17 protein-coding genes and 3 tRNA genes are annotated in these 21,209 nt (G+C 54.1%); 4 read left to right on the top strand and 16 right to left on the bottom strand.

Annotation, left to right across the window (positions count from 1 at the left end):
- Positions 1-171 precede the first annotated feature (171 nt).
- On the bottom strand, positions 172-1,110 hold the full coding sequence (locus ACOOGA_RS16530) for a hypothetical protein (protein WP_417463130.1): 939 nt from the start codon (positions 1,108-1,110) through the stop codon (positions 172-174).
- On the bottom strand, positions 1,111-2,577 hold the full coding sequence (locus tag ACOOGA_RS16525) for an ArnT family glycosyltransferase (protein ID WP_417463129.1): 1,467 nt from the start codon (positions 2,575-2,577) through the stop codon (positions 1,111-1,113). It lies immediately after the preceding gene.
- A 162-nt stretch (positions 2,578-2,739) separates the two neighbouring features.
- On the opposite strand from ACOOGA_RS16525, the gene ACOOGA_RS16520 reads away from it, so the two are divergent.
- Positions 2,740-3,609 carry a glycosyltransferase family 2 protein gene (locus ACOOGA_RS16520; RefSeq protein ID WP_417463128.1) on the top strand — a complete coding sequence of 290 codons (870 nt, stop codon included), beginning with the start codon at positions 2,740-2,742 and terminating at the stop codon, positions 3,607-3,609.
- Between the two features lie 99 nt (positions 3,610-3,708).
- On the opposite strand, the gene rpoC is transcribed toward ACOOGA_RS16520, so the two are convergent.
- From rpoC to ACOOGA_RS16460, 12 genes are all read right to left on the bottom strand, one after another.
- Complete coding sequence (gene rpoC / locus ACOOGA_RS16515; protein ID WP_417463127.1) at positions 3,709-7,929, bottom strand: DNA-directed RNA polymerase subunit beta'; 4,221 nt, start codon at positions 7,927-7,929, stop codon at positions 3,709-3,711.
- Positions 7,930-8,058: 129 nt separating this feature from the next.
- Positions 8,059-12,156 (bottom strand): DNA-directed RNA polymerase subunit beta, encoded by a 4,098-nt coding sequence (rpoB, locus tag ACOOGA_RS16510; protein WP_417463126.1) that lies wholly within the window; start codon positions 12,154-12,156, stop codon positions 8,059-8,061.
- A gap of 241 nt (positions 12,157-12,397) precedes the next feature.
- A complete protein-coding gene (gene rplL, locus ACOOGA_RS16505) occupies positions 12,398-12,769 on the bottom strand; it encodes a 50S ribosomal protein L7/L12 (RefSeq protein WP_417463125.1) in 372 nt (123 codons plus the stop codon).
- A 106-nt stretch (positions 12,770-12,875) separates the two neighbouring features.
- Positions 12,876-13,391 (bottom strand): 50S ribosomal protein L10, encoded by a 516-nt coding sequence (gene rplJ / locus ACOOGA_RS16500; protein WP_417463124.1) that lies wholly within the window; start codon positions 13,389-13,391, stop codon positions 12,876-12,878.
- Between the two features lie 366 nt (positions 13,392-13,757).
- Positions 13,758-14,453: a 50S ribosomal protein L1 gene (rplA, locus tag ACOOGA_RS16495; RefSeq protein ID WP_417463123.1), complete on the bottom strand. Its 696-nt coding sequence runs from the start codon at positions 14,451-14,453 to the stop codon at positions 13,758-13,760.
- 4 nt (positions 14,454-14,457) lie between these two features.
- The gene (gene rplK / locus ACOOGA_RS16490; protein WP_417463122.1) at positions 14,458-14,886 is read right to left on the bottom strand and encodes a 50S ribosomal protein L11; all 429 of its coding nucleotides are present in this window, start codon (positions 14,884-14,886) and stop codon (positions 14,458-14,460) included.
- Between the two features lie 157 nt (positions 14,887-15,043).
- A complete protein-coding gene (gene nusG, locus ACOOGA_RS16485) occupies positions 15,044-15,580 on the bottom strand; it encodes a transcription termination/antitermination protein NusG (RefSeq protein ID WP_417463121.1) in 537 nt (178 codons plus the stop codon).
- Between the two features lies 1 nt (position 15,581).
- The gene (gene secE / locus ACOOGA_RS16480) at positions 15,582-15,779 is read right to left on the bottom strand and encodes a preprotein translocase subunit SecE (RefSeq protein ID WP_417463120.1); all 198 of its coding nucleotides are present in this window, start codon (positions 15,777-15,779) and stop codon (positions 15,582-15,584) included.
- A 109-nt stretch (positions 15,780-15,888) separates the two neighbouring features.
- A tRNA-Trp gene (locus tag ACOOGA_RS16475) sits at positions 15,889-15,964 on the bottom strand.
- 169 nt (positions 15,965-16,133) lie between these two features.
- A complete protein-coding gene (gene tuf, locus ACOOGA_RS16470) occupies positions 16,134-17,324 on the bottom strand; it encodes an elongation factor Tu (protein ID WP_420429048.1) in 1,191 nt (396 codons plus the stop codon).
- Positions 17,325-17,447: 123 nt separating this feature from the next.
- Positions 17,448-17,521 (bottom strand) — tRNA-Gly (locus ACOOGA_RS16465).
- Positions 17,522-17,601: 80 nt separating this feature from the next.
- A tRNA-Tyr gene (locus tag ACOOGA_RS16460) sits at positions 17,602-17,686 on the bottom strand.
- A 239-nt stretch (positions 17,687-17,925) separates the two neighbouring features.
- Here ACOOGA_RS16460 and rlmB point away from each other — a divergent pair.
- Entirely contained in the window at positions 17,926-18,837 is a 912-nt protein-coding gene (rlmB, locus tag ACOOGA_RS16455) for a 23S rRNA (guanosine(2251)-2'-O)-methyltransferase RlmB (protein WP_420429046.1), read from the top strand.
- A complete protein-coding gene (locus ACOOGA_RS16450) occupies positions 18,834-19,262 on the top strand; it encodes a cupin domain-containing protein (protein WP_420429044.1) in 429 nt (142 codons plus the stop codon). The genes rlmB and ACOOGA_RS16450 overlap by 4 nt, the downstream gene beginning before the upstream one ends.
- Positions 19,263-19,265: 3 nt before the next feature.
- Here the strand turns inward: ACOOGA_RS16450 and ACOOGA_RS16445 are convergent, their stop codons facing one another.
- Positions 19,266-19,703: a VOC family protein gene (locus ACOOGA_RS16445; protein WP_417461230.1), complete on the bottom strand. Its 438-nt coding sequence runs from the start codon at positions 19,701-19,703 to the stop codon at positions 19,266-19,268.
- Between the two features lie 12 nt (positions 19,704-19,715).
- The gene (locus ACOOGA_RS16440) at positions 19,716-20,060 is read right to left on the bottom strand and encodes an ArsR/SmtB family transcription factor (RefSeq protein WP_417461231.1); all 345 of its coding nucleotides are present in this window, start codon (positions 20,058-20,060) and stop codon (positions 19,716-19,718) included.
- Positions 20,061-20,284: 224 nt separating this feature from the next.
- Here ACOOGA_RS16440 and ACOOGA_RS16435 point away from each other — a divergent pair, with 224 nt between their 5' ends.
- On the top strand, positions 20,285-21,142 hold the full coding sequence (locus tag ACOOGA_RS16435; protein WP_417461232.1) for a methyl-accepting chemotaxis protein: 858 nt from the start codon (positions 20,285-20,287) through the stop codon (positions 21,140-21,142).
- The last annotated feature ends 67 nt before the right edge of the window (positions 21,143-21,209 follow it).

Here is a 21,209-nt window from a genome sequence, read left to right as displayed (position 1 = left end):
ACTTGCACGGTATTTAGGTCAAATTCTTCGCCTCAAGGCAACCAAAACCTTGAGAGGCCATAACCGCACACTGGTTGAAGCAGCCCGAGGAAAGAAAAAGGGCTCACCACTCCGGCAAGTCCGGTTCAATTTCTATGCCTCTCAGCCTTAAGGTCCGGTCTGTAGAGCCGTCTATCTGTCTGAGCTACTTTCCATGGGTCTACCAATACGCAACGCTATAAAGTATGCCAGCACTTCCCCTGCCATGCAGATCAACCGAAAGAAAGCACCGCAGAGCAACGCTTCTTCCGGCGAAATCACCGGTCCGGCTAAAAGAACAAGCGTGGCCTCACGTACACCAAGCCCCCCTGGCGCACCAACCACAACAAATCCCGCGATCCAGGCAAAGAGGAAAGCAGGCATCAGGGGAAAATGCACCGCACCCAGGACCACTGCCGACGCCATTAAAAACAGCACGCCCTGCAGTATAAAAAAAGCGACCACCGAGCCGCAAGCAAGGACAAACTCAATGCCCTGCCCCACCGGACGGGATCGCCTAAGATAGACATAGAGAACCCCAACTGCCACCACGCCGCCCGCAGCCAACACGGTGAACATAAAACCGGGGATATGGGCCGACGCCAGAAAGTCAGGCACCAAAGCCGACTGCGGCAGTGTCATCCCTTTCGCGCCCGTTATAAAAAGCTGAAATAGGCAGGCCAATACACCTGCAAAAAGCCCCATGAGCGCTGTCTCGACCATCGCCGCTTTAATCAGCCCTTTGTGATCAAGCCCCCTGCGCCGGAGCCAGACATGACGTCCCGCGTAGTGAAGCACACCACCGGGCAGGTATTTCCCCAATTGGGAGCCGAGAAACGAGGCGTAGGAATTTCGGCGACCCGTCTGCGTACAGCCAATGAAAAGCAGGAGCCTGTGCCAAGCTTCCGATTGCAAGCTCATGAGACAAATATAGAAAAGCACGCCGCATAAAGCAGCCGCCCAAATCCGGTCAGGGGCCTGCCACTGGTTCAGCGCTGCGCTGTTGTCTACATATACCAAGTACAGATAATAGACCGAAGCAAGAACAGCCGCGGCACTGGCGACATGGATAATGAAACGCCGAACCATCACCTAGCCTTCACCCGGCGCAGAGGGTGCCGACCTGTCTATAAGGACCAGATCATCGTTCGCCTGAACGAGCCGACTAGGCAAGCGATATATGCCGTTGAGCCCCAGTGCAGACCAAGCCCGACCAATAAGCGTTCGGTCAGCGGGAATAAACCGGATTCTCTGGCCTCCATCCGTTGCCGCTTCACCGGCCGATAGGAGAATGAGCCCGTCGGATCGCGGGGCGGCGCAGTCGTCTACCGAAGGTAGCTCCAACTCTGCCCCTGCCTCCCGCTCGAGAAGGTAACGGCCAAGCCGGCATGTACGGGCATCGGAATGCACTGTCCGGGCCGGATACTGTTTTACAGCTTCCGCATATATACGCGCACTGAAAACTGGGTCGCGATTGCTAACATCGATACACAGAAGCGAAACAGCCACAAAAACACTGGCAGTCATTACGGCCACCTTGCGGGTATGTCGTTGCCACAGAAGCGCGAAGAAACCCGCTGCCATAACCGCGGCAACAAGCGTTATAAAGGTATAATAGCGTGGCATGGCCCGCAACCCCAGCCCGTATCCGACAACGAGAAAATGAACAAGCGCCAAGGCGGCAACGGTGAGAAAGGGAGCATATCGCGACCGCACCTCGGTCCCACTGCGGTACAAAAGGAAAAGAAACCCAGCAGCAAAGAAATAGAGGAGACCAAATTCATTGTTCAGGAAAAGGGCGGCAATCGGCTCCAGATACGGAACAGTGACCAGATTTCCCACGGACGCTTCTGGTACATGGTGCGCGGTAAACAGCACAGCGTACCGATGGAAAGGATCGCCTGTCTGCAAGGTGAAAATCAAAAGGTCGGCTATAAGTGCGGAAAAAAATCCGGCCCCCATGATGACATATCGCTGCCACGGCATATAACGCCCGAAAAGGAAGAAGAGGCCATAACCGGCTAAAAGCCCGACGGCGGTGCCCCGGGAGAGGAAAGCTATTCCCACACTCACACCACTGAACAGCAGAAGAAGAGCCTGCTTTCGTCCGCTTTCCTTGCTTTCCGCGAACAATATCGCCGAGGCCAACAGCCAGAAAGCCGCTACAATATCTACGTTGACCGTGCTGAGCAGTTCATAGGTCAAAGGTGTAAAGGCAAACACAAAACAGACAGCAAAGGCCGGAATGTCTCCTACCCGCTTTCGAAGCCACCAGCACAAGAGTATCACCGCGAGCGCAAAGTAGAGAATATCTGCGATTGCGACGCTGAATTCATTCGCCCCAAACAGCTGGGTTACAAGTCCAACTGGCCACAATAACGGGTAACGCACCTGCCAGTGACTTGTGGGGCGATATCCACTGTCGTTCATCCAGCGGATAGCAGCCTCGATATAGAGGAAGTCGTCGCTGATAATGTAACCCACCCATGCCCACTGCATGAGCAGGCTGAATAGGGCCATAAGGACAAGCCACGGAAACCAAACGGATAGCTTTTTCATATCTGCATCCCACTTCCGTACGCATGATCTGGTGTGAACCACACGTCCACTCTCATGACAAACTGGCTTTTAAATTGGCATTTCGTGTAAGCTGGTCAATAATAAGATAAATCCAATTCTTTGCAATCAGTTAACCCCCATCACCCAAGAAGGTTCTTCTGCATGCCAGCTCAATTCAGTATCATCATTCCCTGTTACAATGAGGAAAATGCGATCGAAGAAACCGTTATTCACCTTCGCGAGATCATCCCGGATGACATGGAGTACGATCTGGTTGTTGTAAATGACGGCTCGACCGACCGGAGCGGTGAAATCCTGCTCTCGATGGCAGAGACTATACCTTCGCTGAAGGTTGTGACCCACGACAAGAACCGGGGTTACGGCGCCGCGCTGAAAACCGGCATCAAAATGGCCACTACTGAATATATTGCAATAACGGACGCGGACGGAACCTACCCCAACGAGCGATTGCCTGAACTTGTACGCCTTTGCCAGGACCAGGACATGGTGGTCGGCGCACGAACCGGCGCGGATGTAACCTATTCCAAGCTTCGTGCGTTTCCCAAATTCTTCCTGCGGGCGTGGGTTTCATGGATATCCCGCTATCCCGTACCGGATATTAACTCGGGCCTCAGGGTGTTTCGCCGCGATGTTACCATGCGCTACATACGCATCCTGCCAGATAGCTTCAGCTTCACCACTACCATCACGCTTGCGATGCTGACCAACTATCACCGGGTGCACTATGAGCCCATCAATTACAAGGAACGTATCGGCTCCTCAAAAATCAAACCGATCCGGGATACATTGCGTTTCATAATGCTTATCCTGCGCACCGGGACATATTTTGCGCCCATGCGTGTCTTTGCGCCCTTTGCCATGCTCCTTATGTTTATGGGCATCGGCAGTTTTCTTTATGACATGATCCAGCTACAGAACCTGACTGACAAGACAGTCCTGCTGTTTCTGTTTTCGCTCAACATGGGCATGTTTGCTCTGCTCGCGGATATGATCGACAAGCGCACACGCTAGTGTGTCGCTGCTGATCACGCTGCCGAGCCCATCACTTCTCCAAACAAAAAGGGCCTACCAGATTGGTAGGCCCTTTTTTATTCGTTTATCTGCGACGTTTTAGGCTTCGCCACCCTCTTGCTGGGCTTCGGCCCCGGTCGCTGCAGCAAACTCTGCTTCAGCCGCCGCCATCGGATCATCAAGCTCTGCTTGCGCTTCCTCAGCCAGCTTGTCGCGCTCCTGCGCTTCAAAGCGCAGACGGTTGACAACAGACCCTGTACCAGCCGGGATCAGGCGACCAACGATCACGTTTTCCTTCAGGCCAACGAGACGGTCTTTCTTGCCTGCGACAGATGCTTCGGTCAGCACGCGTGTTGTTTCCTGGAACGACGCGGCAGAGATGAAGCTGCGGGTCTGCAAGCTTGCTTTGGTGATGCCGAGAAGGATCGGATGACCCTTCGCAGGCAGTTTGCCCTGAGCTTCGAGTTTTGCGTTGTTTTCCTCAAACTCTTCACGGTCAACCTGCTCACCAAGAAGCATGGTGCTGTCGCCCGACGATGTGATCTCGATTTTCTGCAGCATCTGGCGAACAATCACCTCGATGTGCTTATCGTTGATCTTCACACCTTGCAGGCGGTAAACGTCCTGAACTTCTTTCACAAGATAGTTCGCGAGCGCCTCAACACCCATAACCTGCAGAATATCGTGCGGTGCCGGGTTGCCGTCGATCAGATACTCACCCTTCTGGATGAAATCACCTTCCTGAACGGCAATGTGCTTGCCTTTTGGTACCAGATATTCAACCGGCTCACCTTCATCGTCACGCGGACGAATGGTGATACGACGCTTGTTTTTATAGTCGCGGCCAAACTCAACAATACCGTCGATGTCAGCGATGACAGCGTGATCCTTCGGACGACGAGCTTCAAAGAGCTCGGCAACCCGTGGCAGACCACCGGTAATGTCTTTTGTTTTTGCAGCTTCGCGTGGGATACGGGCAATAACGTCACCAGCAGACACGCGCTTGCCGTCTTCAACCGACAGAATGGCATCAACAGACAGGAAGTAGCGGGCTTCCGTACCGTTGGCGAGCTCAACAACCTCGTCGCGCTCATCGCGCAGCGTAATGCGTGGACGGAGGTCCGCGCCTTTTGGTGCTGAACGCCAGTCGGTCACAACTTTCGACGCAATACCCGTGCCCTCGTCCACAACCTCTTTCATGGAAGTACCTTCCACGAGGTCAACAAGACGCACGATACCGCTTTGCTCGGTGATGATTGGAATAGTGTATGCGTCCCACTCTGCGAGCTTTTCACCTTTCACTACTTCATCGCCTTCGTCCTTGAAGAGGTGCGAACCATAAGCAAGGCGGTGCTTGGCGCGTTCACGGCCCTCATCATCAATGATGATGATTTCCATGTTGCGGCTCATCACAACCTTACGGCCACGGCTGTCTTCAATCACGTTGCGGTTTTCAACGCGAACTTTACCGTCTGCGGAAGATTCCACAGCTGATTCAGCGTTCACAGTTGCCGCACCACCAATGTGGAACGTACGCATCGTAAGCTGTGTACCAGGCTCACCAATCGACTGCGCGGCGATAACACCAACAGCCTCGCCCATGTTCACAGGTGTACCGCGCGCGAGGTCACGGCCGTAACACTTGCCACATGTGCCGCCTTTGGTCTCACACGTGAGAACAGAGCGGATTTTCACTTCGGCGATACCAGCAGTTTCAACTGCGTCCGACTTAACCTCGTCGAGAAGTTCACCAGCCGGGAACAACAGATCACCAGTAACCGGGTGCTTCACATCAAGCGAGAGACAACGGCCAAGGATACGCTCTGACAGAGGCACGAGAACGTCGCCGCCCTCAGACACTTCCGTGATCGTAATACCGTTTTCAGTGCCGCAATCTTCCTCAACAACAACACAGTCCTGAGACACGTCAACAAGACGACGGGTCAGGTAACCGGAGTTAGCTGTCTTGAGCGCCGTATCGGCAAGCCCTTTACGCGCACCGTGTGAGGAGTTGAAGTACTCAAGAACCGACAGACCCTCTTTAAAGTTAGAGATAATCGGTGTCTCAATGATCTCACCAGACGGCTTGGCCATCAGGCCGCGCATACCAGCAAGCTGTTTCATCTGAGCGGCGGAACCACGCGCACCGGAGTGCGCCATCATGAATACGGAGTTCACGTCGCTCTCGCGGCCATTTTCGTCCGTTGTCGTGCGTTCCATTTCCTTCATCATGGCATCAGCCACTTTGTCGGTACACTGTGCCCAGGCGTCTACAACCTTGTTGTATTTCTCACCTTGTGTGATGAGGCCGTCCTGATACTGCTCTTCATATTCCTTCACGAGAGAGCGGGTGTCTTCCACCAGCGTTTCTTTCGCGTCAGGGATGATCATGTCGTCTTTACCGAAGGAGATACCCGCAGAACAAGCGCGGCGGAAACCTTCGCCCATGATGCCGTCAGCAAAGAGAACCGTCGTTTTCTGACCACAGTGGCGATACACCACGTCGATCACTTCGGATATCTCTTTTTTCGTCAGCTTGCGGTTGATCAGGCTGAACGGCACTTTCGGGTGCTTCGGCAGGTGCTGAGCAAGGATCATGCGGCCTGGTGTTGTTTCAACGCGCTTGGTCTCAAGTTCACCCTTGTCGTTGACCAGCTCAAAGCGTGCATTGATCTTCGTGTGCAGCGTGATGGATTTACCGTCCAGTGCGAACTGGATCTCATCCATGCAGGAGAAAGCTTTGCCCTCGCCTGTGTCACCTTCACGCATGCTGGTCATATAGTATAGACCAAGTACGATATCCTGTGACGGCACGATGATCGGCTTGCCGTTTGCTGGGCTGAGGATGTTGTTTGTGGACATCATCAACACGCGGGCTTCAAGCTGTGCTTCAATCGAGAGCGGCACGTGAACGGCCATCTGGTCACCGTCAAAGTCAGCGTTGAACGCAGCACACACAAGTGGGTGCAGCTGGATCGCTTTACCTTCGATCAGAACCGGCTCAAATGCCTGGATACCAAGACGGTGCAATGTTGGCGCACGGTTCAGCATCACAGGGTGCTCACGGATCACTTCGTCAAGGATATCCCAAACTTCACGACGCTCTTTTTCCACCAGTTTCTTGGCAGCTTTAATCGTCGTTGCGATACCTTTTTTGTCGAGGCGCGAATAGATGAACGGCTTGAAAAGCTCAAGCGCCATTTTCTTCGGCAAACCACACTGGTGCAGTTTAAGCTCTGGACCAACCACGATCACGGAACGGCCGGAATAGTCAACACGCTTACCAAGAAGGTTTTGACGGAAACGGCCCTGCTTACCTTTAAGCATGTCGGAAAGCGACTTGAGCGGACGCTTGTTCGCACCGGTGATGGTACGGCCACGGCGACCGTTATCAAACAGCGCATCCACAGCTTCCTGCAGCATCCGCTTCTCGTTACGGATGATGATGTCAGGGGCGCGCAGCTCAATCAGGCGCTTCAGACGGTTGTTCCGGTTGATAACACGACGGTAAAGGTCGTTGAGGTCAGATGTTGCGAAACGACCACCATCCAGCGGCACCAGTGGGCGCAGTTCTGGCGGGATCACAGGCACAACGGTCATGATCATCCACTCTGGACGGTTGCCAGATTCGATGAATGCCTCAATAACCTTAAGGCGCTTGACGATCTTCTTCGGCTTCAGCTCAGACTTGGTCTCAGCCAGTTCTTTCAGAAGCTTTTCCTGCTCGCCTTCAAGGTCAACGCTTTCAAGAAGCTTGCGAATAGCTTCTGCGCCGATGCCTGCGGTGAAGCTGTCTTCGCCGTATTCATCCTGTGCGCGATAGAAATCGTCTTCGCTGAGAAGCTGGAACTGCTTCAGCGGTGTGAGGCCAGGCTCGATCACCACATAATATTCGAAGTAGAGTACGCGCTCGAGATCCTTCAGCGTCATGTCCAGGAGAAGGCCGATCCGGCTAGGGAGCGACTTCAGGAACCAGATATGCGCTACCGGTGCAGCAAGGTCGATGTGACCCATGCGCTCACGGCGAACTTTTGAAAGCGTAACTTCAACGCCGCATTTTTCACAGATAATGCCGCGATACTTCATGCGCTTGTATTTACCGCACAAGCATTCGTAATCCTTTACAGGACCAAAGATGCGCGCGCAGAAAAGGCCATCTTTTTCCGGCTTGAAGGTCCGGTAGTTGATGGTCTCAGGCTTCTTAATTTCACCAAAGGACCAGGAACGAATCCGCTCCGGTGACGCAATCGAGATCTGGATCTGATCAAACGTCTCCGGTTTTTGATTCGGGTTGAAGTATTTCATCACTTCTTGGTTCATGTCCGGCGTCTCTCTCAATTCGCTGTCGGGGCAATTGTTCGCTCAAAGGAGCCCCGGTTCGCCTTCCAAACTTTGCCAGCCCCTTGGGGCAGGCGTGGCCGAGGGGCAAGCCCCCGGCCTCTACATGGTTTACTCAGTGCCTGTGATCAGCTCGACATTCAGACCAAGGGACCGCATTTCCTTCACGAGAACGTTGAAGGATTCTGGGATACCTGCCTCGAATGTGTCATCGCCGCGGACAATGGCTTCATAGACCTTGGTACGGCCCTGAACGTCATCCGACTTAACAGTGAGCATTTCCTGAAGCGTATAGGCTGCGCCATAAGCTTGCAGAGCCCATACCTCCATCTCACCGAAGCGCTGACCACCGAACTGCGCCTTACCACCAAGCGGCTGCTGGGTAACGAGGCTGTATGGCCCGATCGAACGTGCGTGGATCTTGTCGTCCACAAGGTGGTGCAGCTTGAGCATGTAAATATAGCCCACTGTTACCTTGCGGTCGAATTTCTCACCCGTACGCCCGTCATAAAGCTGTACCTGACCAGAGCTGTCGAGGCCTGCTTTTTCAAGCATCACAACAATGTCGGCTTCCACGGCACCATCAAACACCGGCGTGCCCATCGGAACACCGTTTGTCAGGTTGCCGGCAAGCTCAAACACCTGTTCGTCAGTCAGTTCAGCAATCTCTTCGGCATACTGTTCGTCACCGTAGATGTCCTTGAACTTGGCGCGGAAGTCATCAGCAGCGCCGGAGCCATGACGGTATGCTTCAAGCATGCCATCGATCTGGCGGCCAAGGCCACGTGATGCCCAACCAAGGTGTGTCTCAAGAATCTGACCCACGTTCATCCGTGATGGTACACCCAGTGGGTTCAGTACCACGTCTACAGGCGTTCCGTCCTCGAGGTGAGGCATGTCTTCCTGTGGCAGAATGCGTGAAATCACACCCTTGTTCCCGTGACGGCCAGCCATCTTGTCACCAGGCTGAAGCTTACGCTTCACAGCAACAAAGACTTTTACCATCTTGAGAACGCCAGGTGGCAGCTCGTCACCGCGCTGCAGTTTCTCGATCTTCTCATCGAAGCGGCGCTGAAGCTGGCCTTTGCTGTCGTCGAACTGCTTCCTGAGCGCTTCGATATCAGCCATGGCAGCGTCATCGTCTACAGCCAAATCCCACCACTGAATGCGCTTGATCTCGGCAAGGCCTTCTTCGGTGATCTTGGTGCCCTTCTTCATCTCTTTCGTGCCGGCAGTAACCGTACGGCCTTCAAGAAGCGGACGCAGACGACCATAGATGTTGCGCTCAAGAATGGTGCGCTCATCTTCACGGTCTTTTGTCAGGCGTTCGATCTCTTCGCGTTCGATCGTCAGCGCACGTTCGTCCTTGTCCACACCGTGGCGGTTAAAGACGCGTACTTCAACAATCGTACCAGCCACACCAGGCGGCAGGCGCAGGGATGTGTCACGAACATCAGAAGCTTTTTCACCAAAGATGGCACGCAGAAGTTTTTCTTCCGGTGTCATTGGGCTTTCGCCCTTCGGTGTGATCTTACCGACGAGGATGTCACCAGGGTGAACTTCCGCGCCAATGTACACGATGCCAGCTTCGTCGAGGTTTTTGAGGCCTTCTTCACCAACGTTTGGAATGTCCCGAGTGATTTCCTCTGGGCCCAATTTGGTGTCACGCGCCATCACTTCGAATTCCTCGATGTGGATGGAGGTGAAGACGTCTTCTTTCACGATCCGTTCAGAGATCAGGATCGAATCCTCGAAGTTGTAACCATTCCAGGGCATGAACGCCACAAGAGCGTTACGGCCAAGCGCCAGTTCACCAAGCTCCGTTGACGGGCCATCACAAATGATGTCGCCTTTGCGGATCTCGTCACCCACTTTAACGAGCGGACGCTGGTTAATGCAGGTATTCTGGTTTGAACGCTGGAACTTCTGCAGCGTGTAGATATCAACACCTGACCTACCAGGGTCCACATCTTCCGTTGCACGGATCACGATACGGGTTGCATCCACCTGTTCAACAACACCTGTACGGCGTGCAGCGATGGCGGCACCACTATCGGAAGCCACAACTTTTTCCATGCCTGTACCCACAAATGGTGCTTCTGCACGCACGAGCGGCACGGCCTGACGTTGCATGTTTGACCCCATGAGCGCGCGGTTCGCATCATCGTTCTCAAGGAACGGAATGAGCGATGCGGCCACAGACACAAGCTGCTTCGGTGACACATCCATCAAGGTGATGTGATCAGGCGTGGACATGATAAATTCACCGGCCTGACGACAGGAAACGAGGTCGTTTGCGAAACGGCCTTCCTCTGTCAGTTCAGCGTTTGCTTGCGCAACGGTGTATTTCTGCTCTTCCATCGCGGACAGATAGATCACCTCAGAGGTAACCACGCCGTCTTTTACCTTGCGGTACGGGCTTTCGATAAAGCCGTACTTGTTAACCTGTGCATAGGTCGCAAGCGAGTTGATCAGACCAATGTTCGGGCCTTCCGGTGTTTCAATCGGACAAATCCGGCCATAATGGGTCGGGTGTACGTCACGCACCTCAAAGCCAGCACGCTCACGGGTCAGACCACCTGGCCCAAGCGCTGACATACGGCGCTTGTGGGTAATCTCGGAAAGCGGGTTGGTTTGGTCCATAAACTGTGAAAGCTGCGAAGAACCGAAGAACTCACGCACAGCCGCAACCGCAGGCTTCGCATTGATGAGGTCGTGCGGCATCACGGTATCGATGTCGACAGACGACATACGCTCGCGGATCGCACGCTCCATACGCAACAGGCCAATGCGGTACTGGTTTTCCATCAGCTCGCCAACGCTACGCACACGACGGTTGCCAAGGTGGTCAATATCATCCACCTCACCGCGGCCATCCTTCAGCTCAACCAGTGTCTTCACGGTTGAAAGGATATCCTCGCGGCGCAACACACCAACGGTATCGTCACACTCGAGGTTCAGGCGCATGTTCATCTTCACACGACCAACGTCGGAAAGATCGTAACGCTCAGAATCGAAGAACAAGCCGTAGAACAGTGCTTCTGCCGTTTCCTTGGTTGGTGGCTCACCCGGACGCATCACTTTGTAGATTTCAGCGAGCGCACTATCGAGGCACTCAACCTTGTCTGCTTTCAGCGTGTTACGGATGTAGGGGCCAACAACAACGTCGTCGACATCGAGAACAGGGATCTCGTCAAAACCAGCGGCGGAAAGCGCCTCAACAGACTCTTCCGTGAACTCGTCACCAGCTTCAACATAGATGGCACCGGTTTTCTCGTTGATCATATCTTCAGCGGCATATTTACCGATGATGAGATCTTCAGGAACGAGAATGCCTTCAACGCCAGCCTTCTCGAGGCTTTTCGCGAGACGTGGTGTAATCTTCTTGCCTGCTTCAGAGACAACCTCACCGGTGTCTGCATTCACAAGGTCGAACTCAGGCTTCTGGCCGCGCCATGCTTCCGCTACAAACGGCATGCGCCAGCCGCCTTCAGCGCGGCGGAAGCTTGCAACCTTGTAGAAATACTGGAGGATGTCTTCAGCAGACATGCCCAGTGCGTAAAGAAGCGTTGTCGCAGGCAGCTTGCGGCGACGGTCGATCCGTACGTTCACGATATCCTTGGCATCAAACTCGAAGTCGAGCCAGGAACCGCGGTAAGGGATCACGCGTGCAGCAAACAGGAACTTGCCTGATGAGTGGGTCTTGCCCTTGTCGTGGTCGAAAAACACACCTGGCGAACGGTGCATTTGGGAGACGATCACGCGCTCGGTGCCATTGATCACAAACGTACCGTTATCGGTCATCAGTGGCAGGTCGCCCATATAGACGTCTTGCTCTTTGATATCGAGTACGGATTTCGCTTCTGTATCTGGGTCAACCTCAAACACGATAAGACGCAGTGTCACCCGCAGAGGCGCGGCATAGGTCATGTCGCGCTGCTGGCACTCTTCTACGTCATATTTGGGCTCTTCAAGCTCGTATTTTACATATTCCAGCGATGAAGTAGCGGAGAAATCCTGGATCGGGAATACCGATTTCAGAACTTTCTCAAGGCCGGATTTCAGCCTTTCCTCTTCAGTTGCGCCGGGCTTGAAGAACTGGTCATAGGACCGCCGTTGAACCTCGATGAGGTTTGGCATTTGCGTCACTTCGGAAATGTGCCCAAAGTCTTTACGCACGCGCTTACGACCGGTAAATGAAGTCGCCATGCTTCGCCCTCGTTCCTTAAGTTGTGCCGTCCAGCCGCCAGATACCAGGTCAGATATCAGGGCCAGCTCGGCTGCCAAAATAGAGCCTAGGGGGTGAACTTACCCTAAACTCCTGAAAATCCAAAACATTTGGACGTCTCATCCAAATGGGGCCGAGTTTTTAATGTCCCAAGGCCCTCAGGACGCCGAAAGGCCGGGAGCGAATTTCGCTCCCGACCCCGGGATACTTGGGCTCAAGAAATTACTTGAGCTCAACTTTCGCGCCAGCTTCTTCGAGTTTCTTCTTGATCTCTTCAGCTTCAGCTTTGTTAACGCCTTCTTTAACAGGCTTAGGAGCGCCTTCAACGAGGTCTTTTGCTTCTTTAAGACCGAGGCCCGTGATAGCACGAACTTCTTTAATCACGTTGATTTTCTTGTCGCCAGCAGCAGCGAGAATTACGTCAAACTCGTCTTTCTCTTCTTCAGCAGCGGCAGCTGGGCCAGCAGCTGCAGCAACAGCTACAGGTGCAGCAGCGGATACGCCCCACTTTTCTTCAAGCATTTTGGAAAGCTCAGCAGCTTCCAAAACAGTCAGTGCGGACAGGTCATCTACAAGCTTCGCAAGGTCAGCCATTTTCATTTACTCCAAATAAGCGGTCCATCTCAAAAAGGATCCGCATGTATCATTGCGTTGGTTAAACTAGGCGGCACCCTGAATGGGATAGCCACCCAAGGTGTCGTTAAGCTGCGTCTTTGTTGCCATAAGCACTGAAGACACGGGCCAATTGACCCGCTGGAGCCTGCGTAACGGCCGCGAGCTTCTGAGCAGGAGCTTGCAGGAGACCCACAAGTTTGCCGCGAAGTTCGTCGAGCGACGGCAGTTCAGCCAATGCTTTAACGCCAGTCTGATCCAGAACCGTAGCGCCCATGCCACCACCGAGAAGACGAAGTTTTTCGTTCTTCTTGGCGAATTCAGCAAGAGCCTTAGGTGCTGCAACAGGGTCGTCAGCAAAGCCGATAGCCGTCGGACCGGTAAACAGATCCGTAATGCCTTCGTATTCAGTGCCTTTTAGCGCAAGACGAGTCAGCCGGTTTTTAGTAACCTTAAGCGTTGCACCCACTTCGCGCATTTGCGCACGCAATGCCGTGATCTCAGCTACGCTGAGGCCGTCGTAATGTACAACAACCACAGACGCTGCGTTTGAGAACACGTCATGCAAGGATGCTACCCATTCCTGCTTCTCGGTTCTTTCCACTATCTCGTCTCCGACTTTGAAGGTTCGTAAATCAAACTATGAACCTTCGTCATTTGAGCTATGCATCGGTACAAACTCTGCGCCGATACTCTCCTCTGTCCGGAGGTGCGGGTTAACCAGGCTTCGCAGGACGGGTTGCACCCAGTCCTTCGAGGAAACCGCGGCGGTCATCAATTGATAACCAAATTCCCTTTACCCCGTCTCATACAGGCCGTGGATCCGCGACGACCACTTTTTTTAAACCCTGGAGGTCACAAACTAGAAACACACCCCAAAGGCACCTGTAATCTCGGACAGTACTAACATTCAGGCAAAACAGCCGCCTGAACGACTGTGCCGAGCCGAGGCCCGGCACAAATTCGCGTCTTATTCGCCGAGCGTCGCTACGTCGATTTTCAGGCCTGGGCCCATCGACGAAGAAAGACCGACTTTCTTCACGTAAGTGCCTTTGGCACCCGTTGGCTTGGCTTTGACAACTGCGCCGATGAACGCTTTTGCGTTCTCGATGATCGCAGCTTCGTCGAAGCTTGCTTTGCCAACGCCGCCGTGCACGATACCAGCCTTCTCAACGCGGTATTCAACCTGGCCAGCTTTAGCCGCTTCAACAGCGCCTTTAACGTCCATGGTTACAGTACCGAGTTTCGGGTTAGGCATCAGGCCTTTCGGGCCAAGCACTTTACCGAGACGGCCAACAACAGCCATCATGTCAGGTGTCGCGATGCAACGCTCGAAGTTGATCTCGCCTTTTTGAACGGCTTCCATCAGGTCTTCTGCGCCAACAACGTCTGCGCCTGCTTTTTCTGCTTCTTCAGCTTTAGGGCCGCGAGCAAAAACAGCAACACGTACGGATTTACCAGTACCGTGCGGCAGAGCAACAACACCACGAACCATCTGGTCAGCGTGACGTGGGTCAACGCCGAGGTTCATAGCAACCTCGATCGTCTCATCGAATTTCGTAGCTGAACGAGCTTTCAGCTCTTTTACAGCTTCTTCAACAGTGTAAAGCTTCTCACGGTCAAGGCCGTCCCAGGCTTTCTGCAGGCGTTTTGCAACTTTTGCCATGGTATTAACCCTCCACCTTGTAGCCCATCGAGCGCGCAGAACCTTCGATGATCAGCATAGCTGCATCGATGTCGTTTGCGCTCAGATCGACCATTTTCGCTTCCGCGATTTCACGTACCTGTTCACGGGTCACAGTCGCTGCAACAGCGCGGCCCGGTTCTTTACCACCGGATTTTTGACCGGCAGCTTTTTTCAGGTAGTAGCTCGCAGGAGGAGTCTTCGTCACAAATGTGAAGGACTTGTCCGCGTAAATTGTCAGGATGGTCGGGATTGGCATACCCGCATCCATTTTCTGTGTCTGCGCGTTGAACGCTTTACAGAATTCCATGATGTTTACACCACGCTGACCAAGAGCCGGGCCGATTGGCGGCGACGGGTTAGCTTGACCAGCAGGCACCTGAAGCTTCAGGTAACCAGCAATTTTTTTTGCCATCGTATTTCCCTTTCAAAATTACAAAGGCGGTATCGCCACTGGTGTTTCCTCAAACGGACCCACTGGGGCTTCACCAAGGGTGCGCGGTACGGCTAATGGCGGGCCTTCCGCACGGTTTGGACTCGCGTCCAAATTTCGGGGCACCTGCCCCAAAATCTTACGATACTTTTTCGACCTGGGTGTATTCCAGCTCAACCGGTGTTGCGCGACCAAAGATCGACACAGACACCTTCAGGCGTGCTTTGTCTTCATCCACATCTTCAACAGTACCATTGAAGCTGGTAAACGGACCATCGGTCACGCGGACCTCTTCGCCAATCTCGTACACAACGTTCGGACGTGGGCGCTCAACACCTTCCACAACCTGATTGAGGATGCGAGCTGCCTCAGCTTCCGAAATTGCTGACGGCTTGCCTTGTGGACCAAGGAACCCTGTCACCTTCGCGTGGCTGTTAGCCAGATGATAGGTGTCATCGGTCAGGATCATTTTAATAAGCACGTACCCCGGGAAGAATTTCTTCTCGGATGTGACTTTCTTGCCCTTGCGGACCTCAATCACCTCTTCGGTCGGAACGATAACCTCTTCAACAAGTGCCTCTAGGCCCTGTTGGATGGCTTGTTCCTTGATTGCTTCCGCAACCTTCTTTTCAAAGCCCGAATAGGCGTGAATGATATACCAGCGAGACTTGCTCACATTAATCTCCGAGACCGAGTATGTACTGCACACCAGCGTTCAAAAAGAAATCAACGCCAAGAAAAAAAACGGCCATGACGACCACCATGATAAAAACCATAACAGAGGTGATTCCCGCCTCTTTCGGTGTCGGCCAGGTCACCTTGGACCCTTCTTGCCTCACCTGGCGTACAAATTCACCTGGGGTGGTCTTTGCCATCATGTATCCCTTTTTTTGCTCTTAAGGCCCGCGCTTCAACCATTAAAAGCGCAGGCTTTACAAAATCTTACACTCATTGCGCCACATTTGGCGCCAGCGTTTGTCGGCTTGGCAGGGGCGGAGAGACTCGAACTCCCGACACCCGGTTTTGGAGACCGGTGCTCTACCAACTGAGCTACGCCCCTACAGCCGTTATCGCATTCATGAGGGGTGCGGTGTAACGCCCGAAGCCCATGCATGCAAGTACTTTTTTCGCCTTCGTTAAAAAGGCTTTGCGCATATGAGAGAGATCATCTTTCACCTGCACAGCAAAATGGGCCGGCGCATGTCCGGCCCATCTTTAAGTTTCGCTGATTAAGCGATGATTTTAGCGACTACGCCGGCGCCGACGGTACGACCACCTTCGCGGATAGCGAAGCGGAGACCCTCGTCCATGGCGATCGGAGCGATCAGCTCAACCGTCAGGTTCACGTTATCACCAGGCATCACCATCTCGGTGCCTTCTGGAAGCTCAACCATGCCCGTTACGTCCGTTGTACGGAAGTAGAACTGTGGACGATAGTTCGCAAAGAATGGCGTGTGACGACCACCTTCCTCTTTGGTGAGGATATAGGTCTCAGCAGTGAACTTCGTGTGTGGTGTGATCGAGCCAACGTGCGCCAGAACCTGACCACGCTCAACATCATCACGGCCAACACCGCGCAGAAGTGCACCGATGTTATCGCCAGCTTCACCCTGGTCGAGCAGCTTGCGGAACATCTCAACGCCCGTAACTGTCGTCTTCTGGGTGTCCTTGATGCCTACGATAGCAACTTCTTCACCAACCTTCACGATACCACGCTCAACACGACCGGTAACAACCGTACCACGGCCAGAGATTGAGAACACGTCCTCAACTGGCATCAGGAACGCACCGTCAACAGCACGCTCAGGCTGTGGGATATAATCGTCAACTGCTTTCATCAGCTCGAGGATCTTCTCTTTGCCGATGTTGTCGTCGCGACCTTCAAGAGCTGCAAGCGCAGAACCCGATACGATCGGAATATCGTCGCCAGGGAATTCATACTCAGAGAGAAGCTCGCGGATTTCCATCTCAACAAGCTCAAGAAGCTCTTCGTCATCAACCTGGTCAACCTTGTTCATGAAAACAACAAGCGCTGGTACACCAACCTGACGCGCAAGCAGGATGTGCTCGCGGGTCTGTGGCATTGGACCGTCTGCTGCGTTCACAACCAGGATAGCCCCGTCCATCTGCGCTGCACCCGTGATCATGTTCTTCACATAGTCAGCGTGACCTGGGCAGTCAACGTGAGCATAGTGACGGGCTTCCGTCTCATACTCAACGTGGGCTGTCGAAATCGTGATACCACGCTCGCGCTCCTCTGGAGCCTTGTCAATGTTCGCGAAATCTACTGCTTCACCGTGTCCAGCTTCTGCAAGCACTTTCGTGATCGCCGCTGTCAGCGTCGTCTTACCATGGTCAACGTGACCAATCGTTCCAACGTTGCAGTGCGGCTTGTTCCGTTCAAATTTTGCTTTTGCCATTGCCCGTATACCTTTGCAAGCAATCACGCCCGTGCTTATGCGGGGGCGAGCTTATCAGTTAACTTCGCAGCAACCCACCCTTGGACTGCTACACGACGATGATGCCCGAGAGGGTCGTTATTTTGGAGCGGGTGAAGGGAATCGAACCCTCGTCGTAAGCTTGGAAGGCTTCTGCTCTACCATTGAGCTACACCCGCACAAGCCAGCGGCTCCTCTCGAACACAACAAGCCTTCCAGGGCAGAAGCCCGCAAACGAGCTCAAGTCGAGGAAGGTAAGTGGTGGAGGGAGCAGGATTCGAACCTGCGAAGCCGAAGGCGTCAGATTTACAGTCTGATGGGTTTGACCGCTCCCCAATCCCTCCACTATGTATTTATAGACCGCTGAAATTTTGAACCCCAAACTTACGACTTCGGGGGCGCTCCGTTCCAGCGTCGCGGTGAGGCCGCAATATGCGCATATATGGAAGCATGTCAACATCAAGTTCAGACGTTTCTCCATTTTTTTCAAACAGCTTTAAATCATAGGCGCTTTGGCGTATGTCACAACAGACCGGTAAGCCGGGAATAGAGCAATTCTGAACAACAGCACCTGAGATGGCGGATGAAAAAAACACATAAAGGCCGCAGCAACAAAGCAACCTCGCCTCGCGGTGTGGCGCCACACCCAAAATCGGGAAAAAAAGCCTCAGGCCCAGCAAATACGGGGGCCTCCCGGCGCGCGCCCTCTGCCACACCTGCGCCACACAAACCGTCACACTTTCGCCCCGCAGCGCCGCATAAACCCATCGCGCCGCTTAAAAAGGATGGTTTTTTCCTCTTTGGTCGGCACGCGGTTGAAGCAGCGCTTAAAAACCCGGCGCGGGAATGCGTGCGCCTGATCGGGCTTGAGAAGGCGCTCAGTTCAGACCTGACTTCTATCCGCGCAGGCCTGCGTGTTGACAGAATTGAAGACGAAACCGTGCTTCGAGCCGCTGTGCCCGGTGATTCCCCTCATCAAGGCATCCTGCTTGAGGTTCGCCCCCTGCCCGGCGTTGACCTCGCGACCCTTGAGCCCATAGAGGGGCAGAAGAACATCATCCTGATGCTGGATCAGGTGACTGACCCGCATAATGTAGGTGCCTGTATCCGTACCGCCGCAGCCTTTGGCGCCCGCGCCCTTATCACGCAAGACCGCAATAGCCCTAGCGAATCCGGCACTCTCGCGCGGGCGTCCTCGGGCGGGCTTGAGATACTGCCGTGGGTTCAGGTCACCAACCTTAATCAAGCACTCGGCAGCCTGCGCGAGATGGGCTATTGGCACATCGGCCTTGATGGCCATACGGACAATTCAGTGCGCGGTGTCACGCTTGGCGACAACCTCGTGATCGTCATGGGCTCGGAAGGCAAAGGCCTGCGCCCCCTTGTCCGCTCCCAATGTGACGCTATTGTCAAGATACCGATGTCAGGCAACGTGGAAAGCCTGAACGTATCGGTTGCCGCCGCTATCGCGCTTTATGAACTGGGGTCTGAATGACAACCGCACAAGATATGATCGAGCTTTTGTCGCTCAAACCGCACCCTGAGGGCGGTTTCTACCGCCGCACCTACCAGCATGATGATGGCCCTTCGGAACGCGGCTTCAGTACCGCGATCTATTATCTGCTTGAGGGCAAGGACACGGCGCTTTGGCACCGCACAGACGGTGACGAAATCTGGCACTGGTACGCAGGCGCGCCGCTCACACTCCAGATCGCCAACCCTGCCATGGAAATCACCAAGCACACCTTGGGGACAAACTTTGATATCGGCCAACGGCCGCAGGTTCTGGTACCCGGCAATTTATGGCAGCATGCGTCAAGCCAGGGAGACTGGACCTTATGCGGGTGCACAGTCTCGCCCGGCTTTGAGTTTCTCAGCTATGAGTTGGCCGACAAGGATTGGCACCCCTCAAAAGGCTAAGCCTTAGCTTGCTCGGTCAGAAAACCCTTCGAGGTCGCGTTCACCCACCAGCGTCGGCGCCAGTTCTTCCGCGTCCCCGTAGGTGCGGAACAATTCCCACTTCACGCCAGCGGGGTCTTCGGACCATGCCTTTTTGGATTTGGCGTAACAACAGCTTACGTCACCGTCCACACGCATGGGGGCTTTGGCCGCGTCAAGGCGCATGCCAATGCGGGCAAGCTCGTCATCATCCGTCACCTCAACACCCAGGTGGCCAACACCGCCGCCGGAGCTTCCACACCCACATGATTTTGAGACCGCAAAATTAACCCCCAGATCATCGGGTGCCCATTTCGCGTAATCCGTTTTCACCTTCACGGGCTCGGCGCCAAACATGGCGGTATAATAGGCGATTGCCTCATCCATATCTTTTACACCAACGTGCACATGTAACCGTTTCATCTCTGTCTTCCTCTATGCATCACAGCAGGGTGAGCCTGCTGTATCGGGTTGCGCCTCGCCCGTTATCCGCGGGTCACCAGCACAACAATCTTCCATCAAAAAGCTCATCAGGCTTCGCGCTGCACCAAAGTCAACGCGGTAGATGATCGAGCGCATCTGCCGCTCTGAACCAACAAGACCAGCACCTTCCATCAGCGCCAGATGCCTTGAGAGCGTGGTCGCATTCACGCCCAATTCCTGGGCAATCTGCCCCGCTGGCAACCCTGTGTTGCCGTGCCGAACCAGAAGCCTGAACACCCGCATCCGGGTATCCTGAGCCAGTGCGCTGAGCGCCAATATCGCTTCATTTATTTTCATATTTGTACATATATACAATTAATGAAGATTTGCAAGCCCTAAAAACAACTGCCCGCTGATATACATTCAGATACTACCCACACGCACCACCTTCCCTCTTTTGTCATTCGATTTTTTACCCTAGTGTACTATCCAATCGGGCATAGGCGGATGCATTCGCTCCTCGCCTGACGGGGCAAAATAATCAGTAGCAGGTGCACTGCTGCAGCACGGAGGGGACCATAATGGCAGATTTTGAAGCCGGTTTAGACGTTCACAATCTTTCTATCGAGTTTGAAAAATCGGTAATGGCGGCAATTGACCGCATGGGCAGCTCCACAGATGAGCTTGAAGCTGCTTCAGAGACCATGACGAGCGCGGTTGAAGAAACCAGCCTGGGCATGTCTGAGGCTTCCCATAAAGCCCAGAACGCTGGCAGCAGCGTGAACGCGGTTGCAAGCGCCACCGAAGAGATTTCGGCGTCTGTCGCGAATGTGAGCGAACATATGGGCCGCGCGGCAGAGGTAACCCAACAGGCGCTTAATGAGGCGTCCGAGGCCGCCCGCCTGATCGCCACCCTGAACGAATCCGGCAAGAAGATCAGCGACGTGATCAAGCTGATCAATGATATTGCGTCACAGACCAACCTGCTTGCCCTTAACGCCACGATCGAGGCCGCACGCGCGGGCGAAGCTGGCCGCGGCTTTGCCGTGGTTGCAAGCGAGGTAAAAGCGCTTGCCACGCAAACCGCACGAGCAACAGATGAAATTTCCCAGCAGATCGCCGAGTTGCAGGACGCCACCAAAGACGCGGTTACCGCGTTTGAGCGTGTCAGCACTCGGATCACCGAGGTAGATGAGATTGCCTCAGAAGTATCCGCGACCGTGGGCCAGCAGGCGCAGGCCAGCCAGGAGATCAGCCAGAGTGCCGCGTTGGCCGCAGAAGGCACCAGCGGGGTGATAGGTGACTTCGCGCGCATGCAGGATGCCACGGCGCGTACAGGCCAGGCATCTGAAGCCGTGAACGCCCAGATCAAAGCGCTGCAGGAACAAGGCCTTGCCCTTCGTGGCAGCGTTCAGGCTTTCCTAGACAAACTGCGCTAGGCTTTATCAACCCGCAAACATGCAGGGCCGCATCAAGGGTGCGGCCCTTTTTTCCTCTCACCCTACC

This window comes from Kordiimonas sp., from assembly GCF_965216265.1.
In the GTDB taxonomy this organism is placed as follows: Bacteria; Pseudomonadota; Alphaproteobacteria; order Sphingomonadales; family Kordiimonadaceae; genus Kordiimonas.
This window is presented reverse-complemented; position numbering and strand designations above follow the sequence as displayed.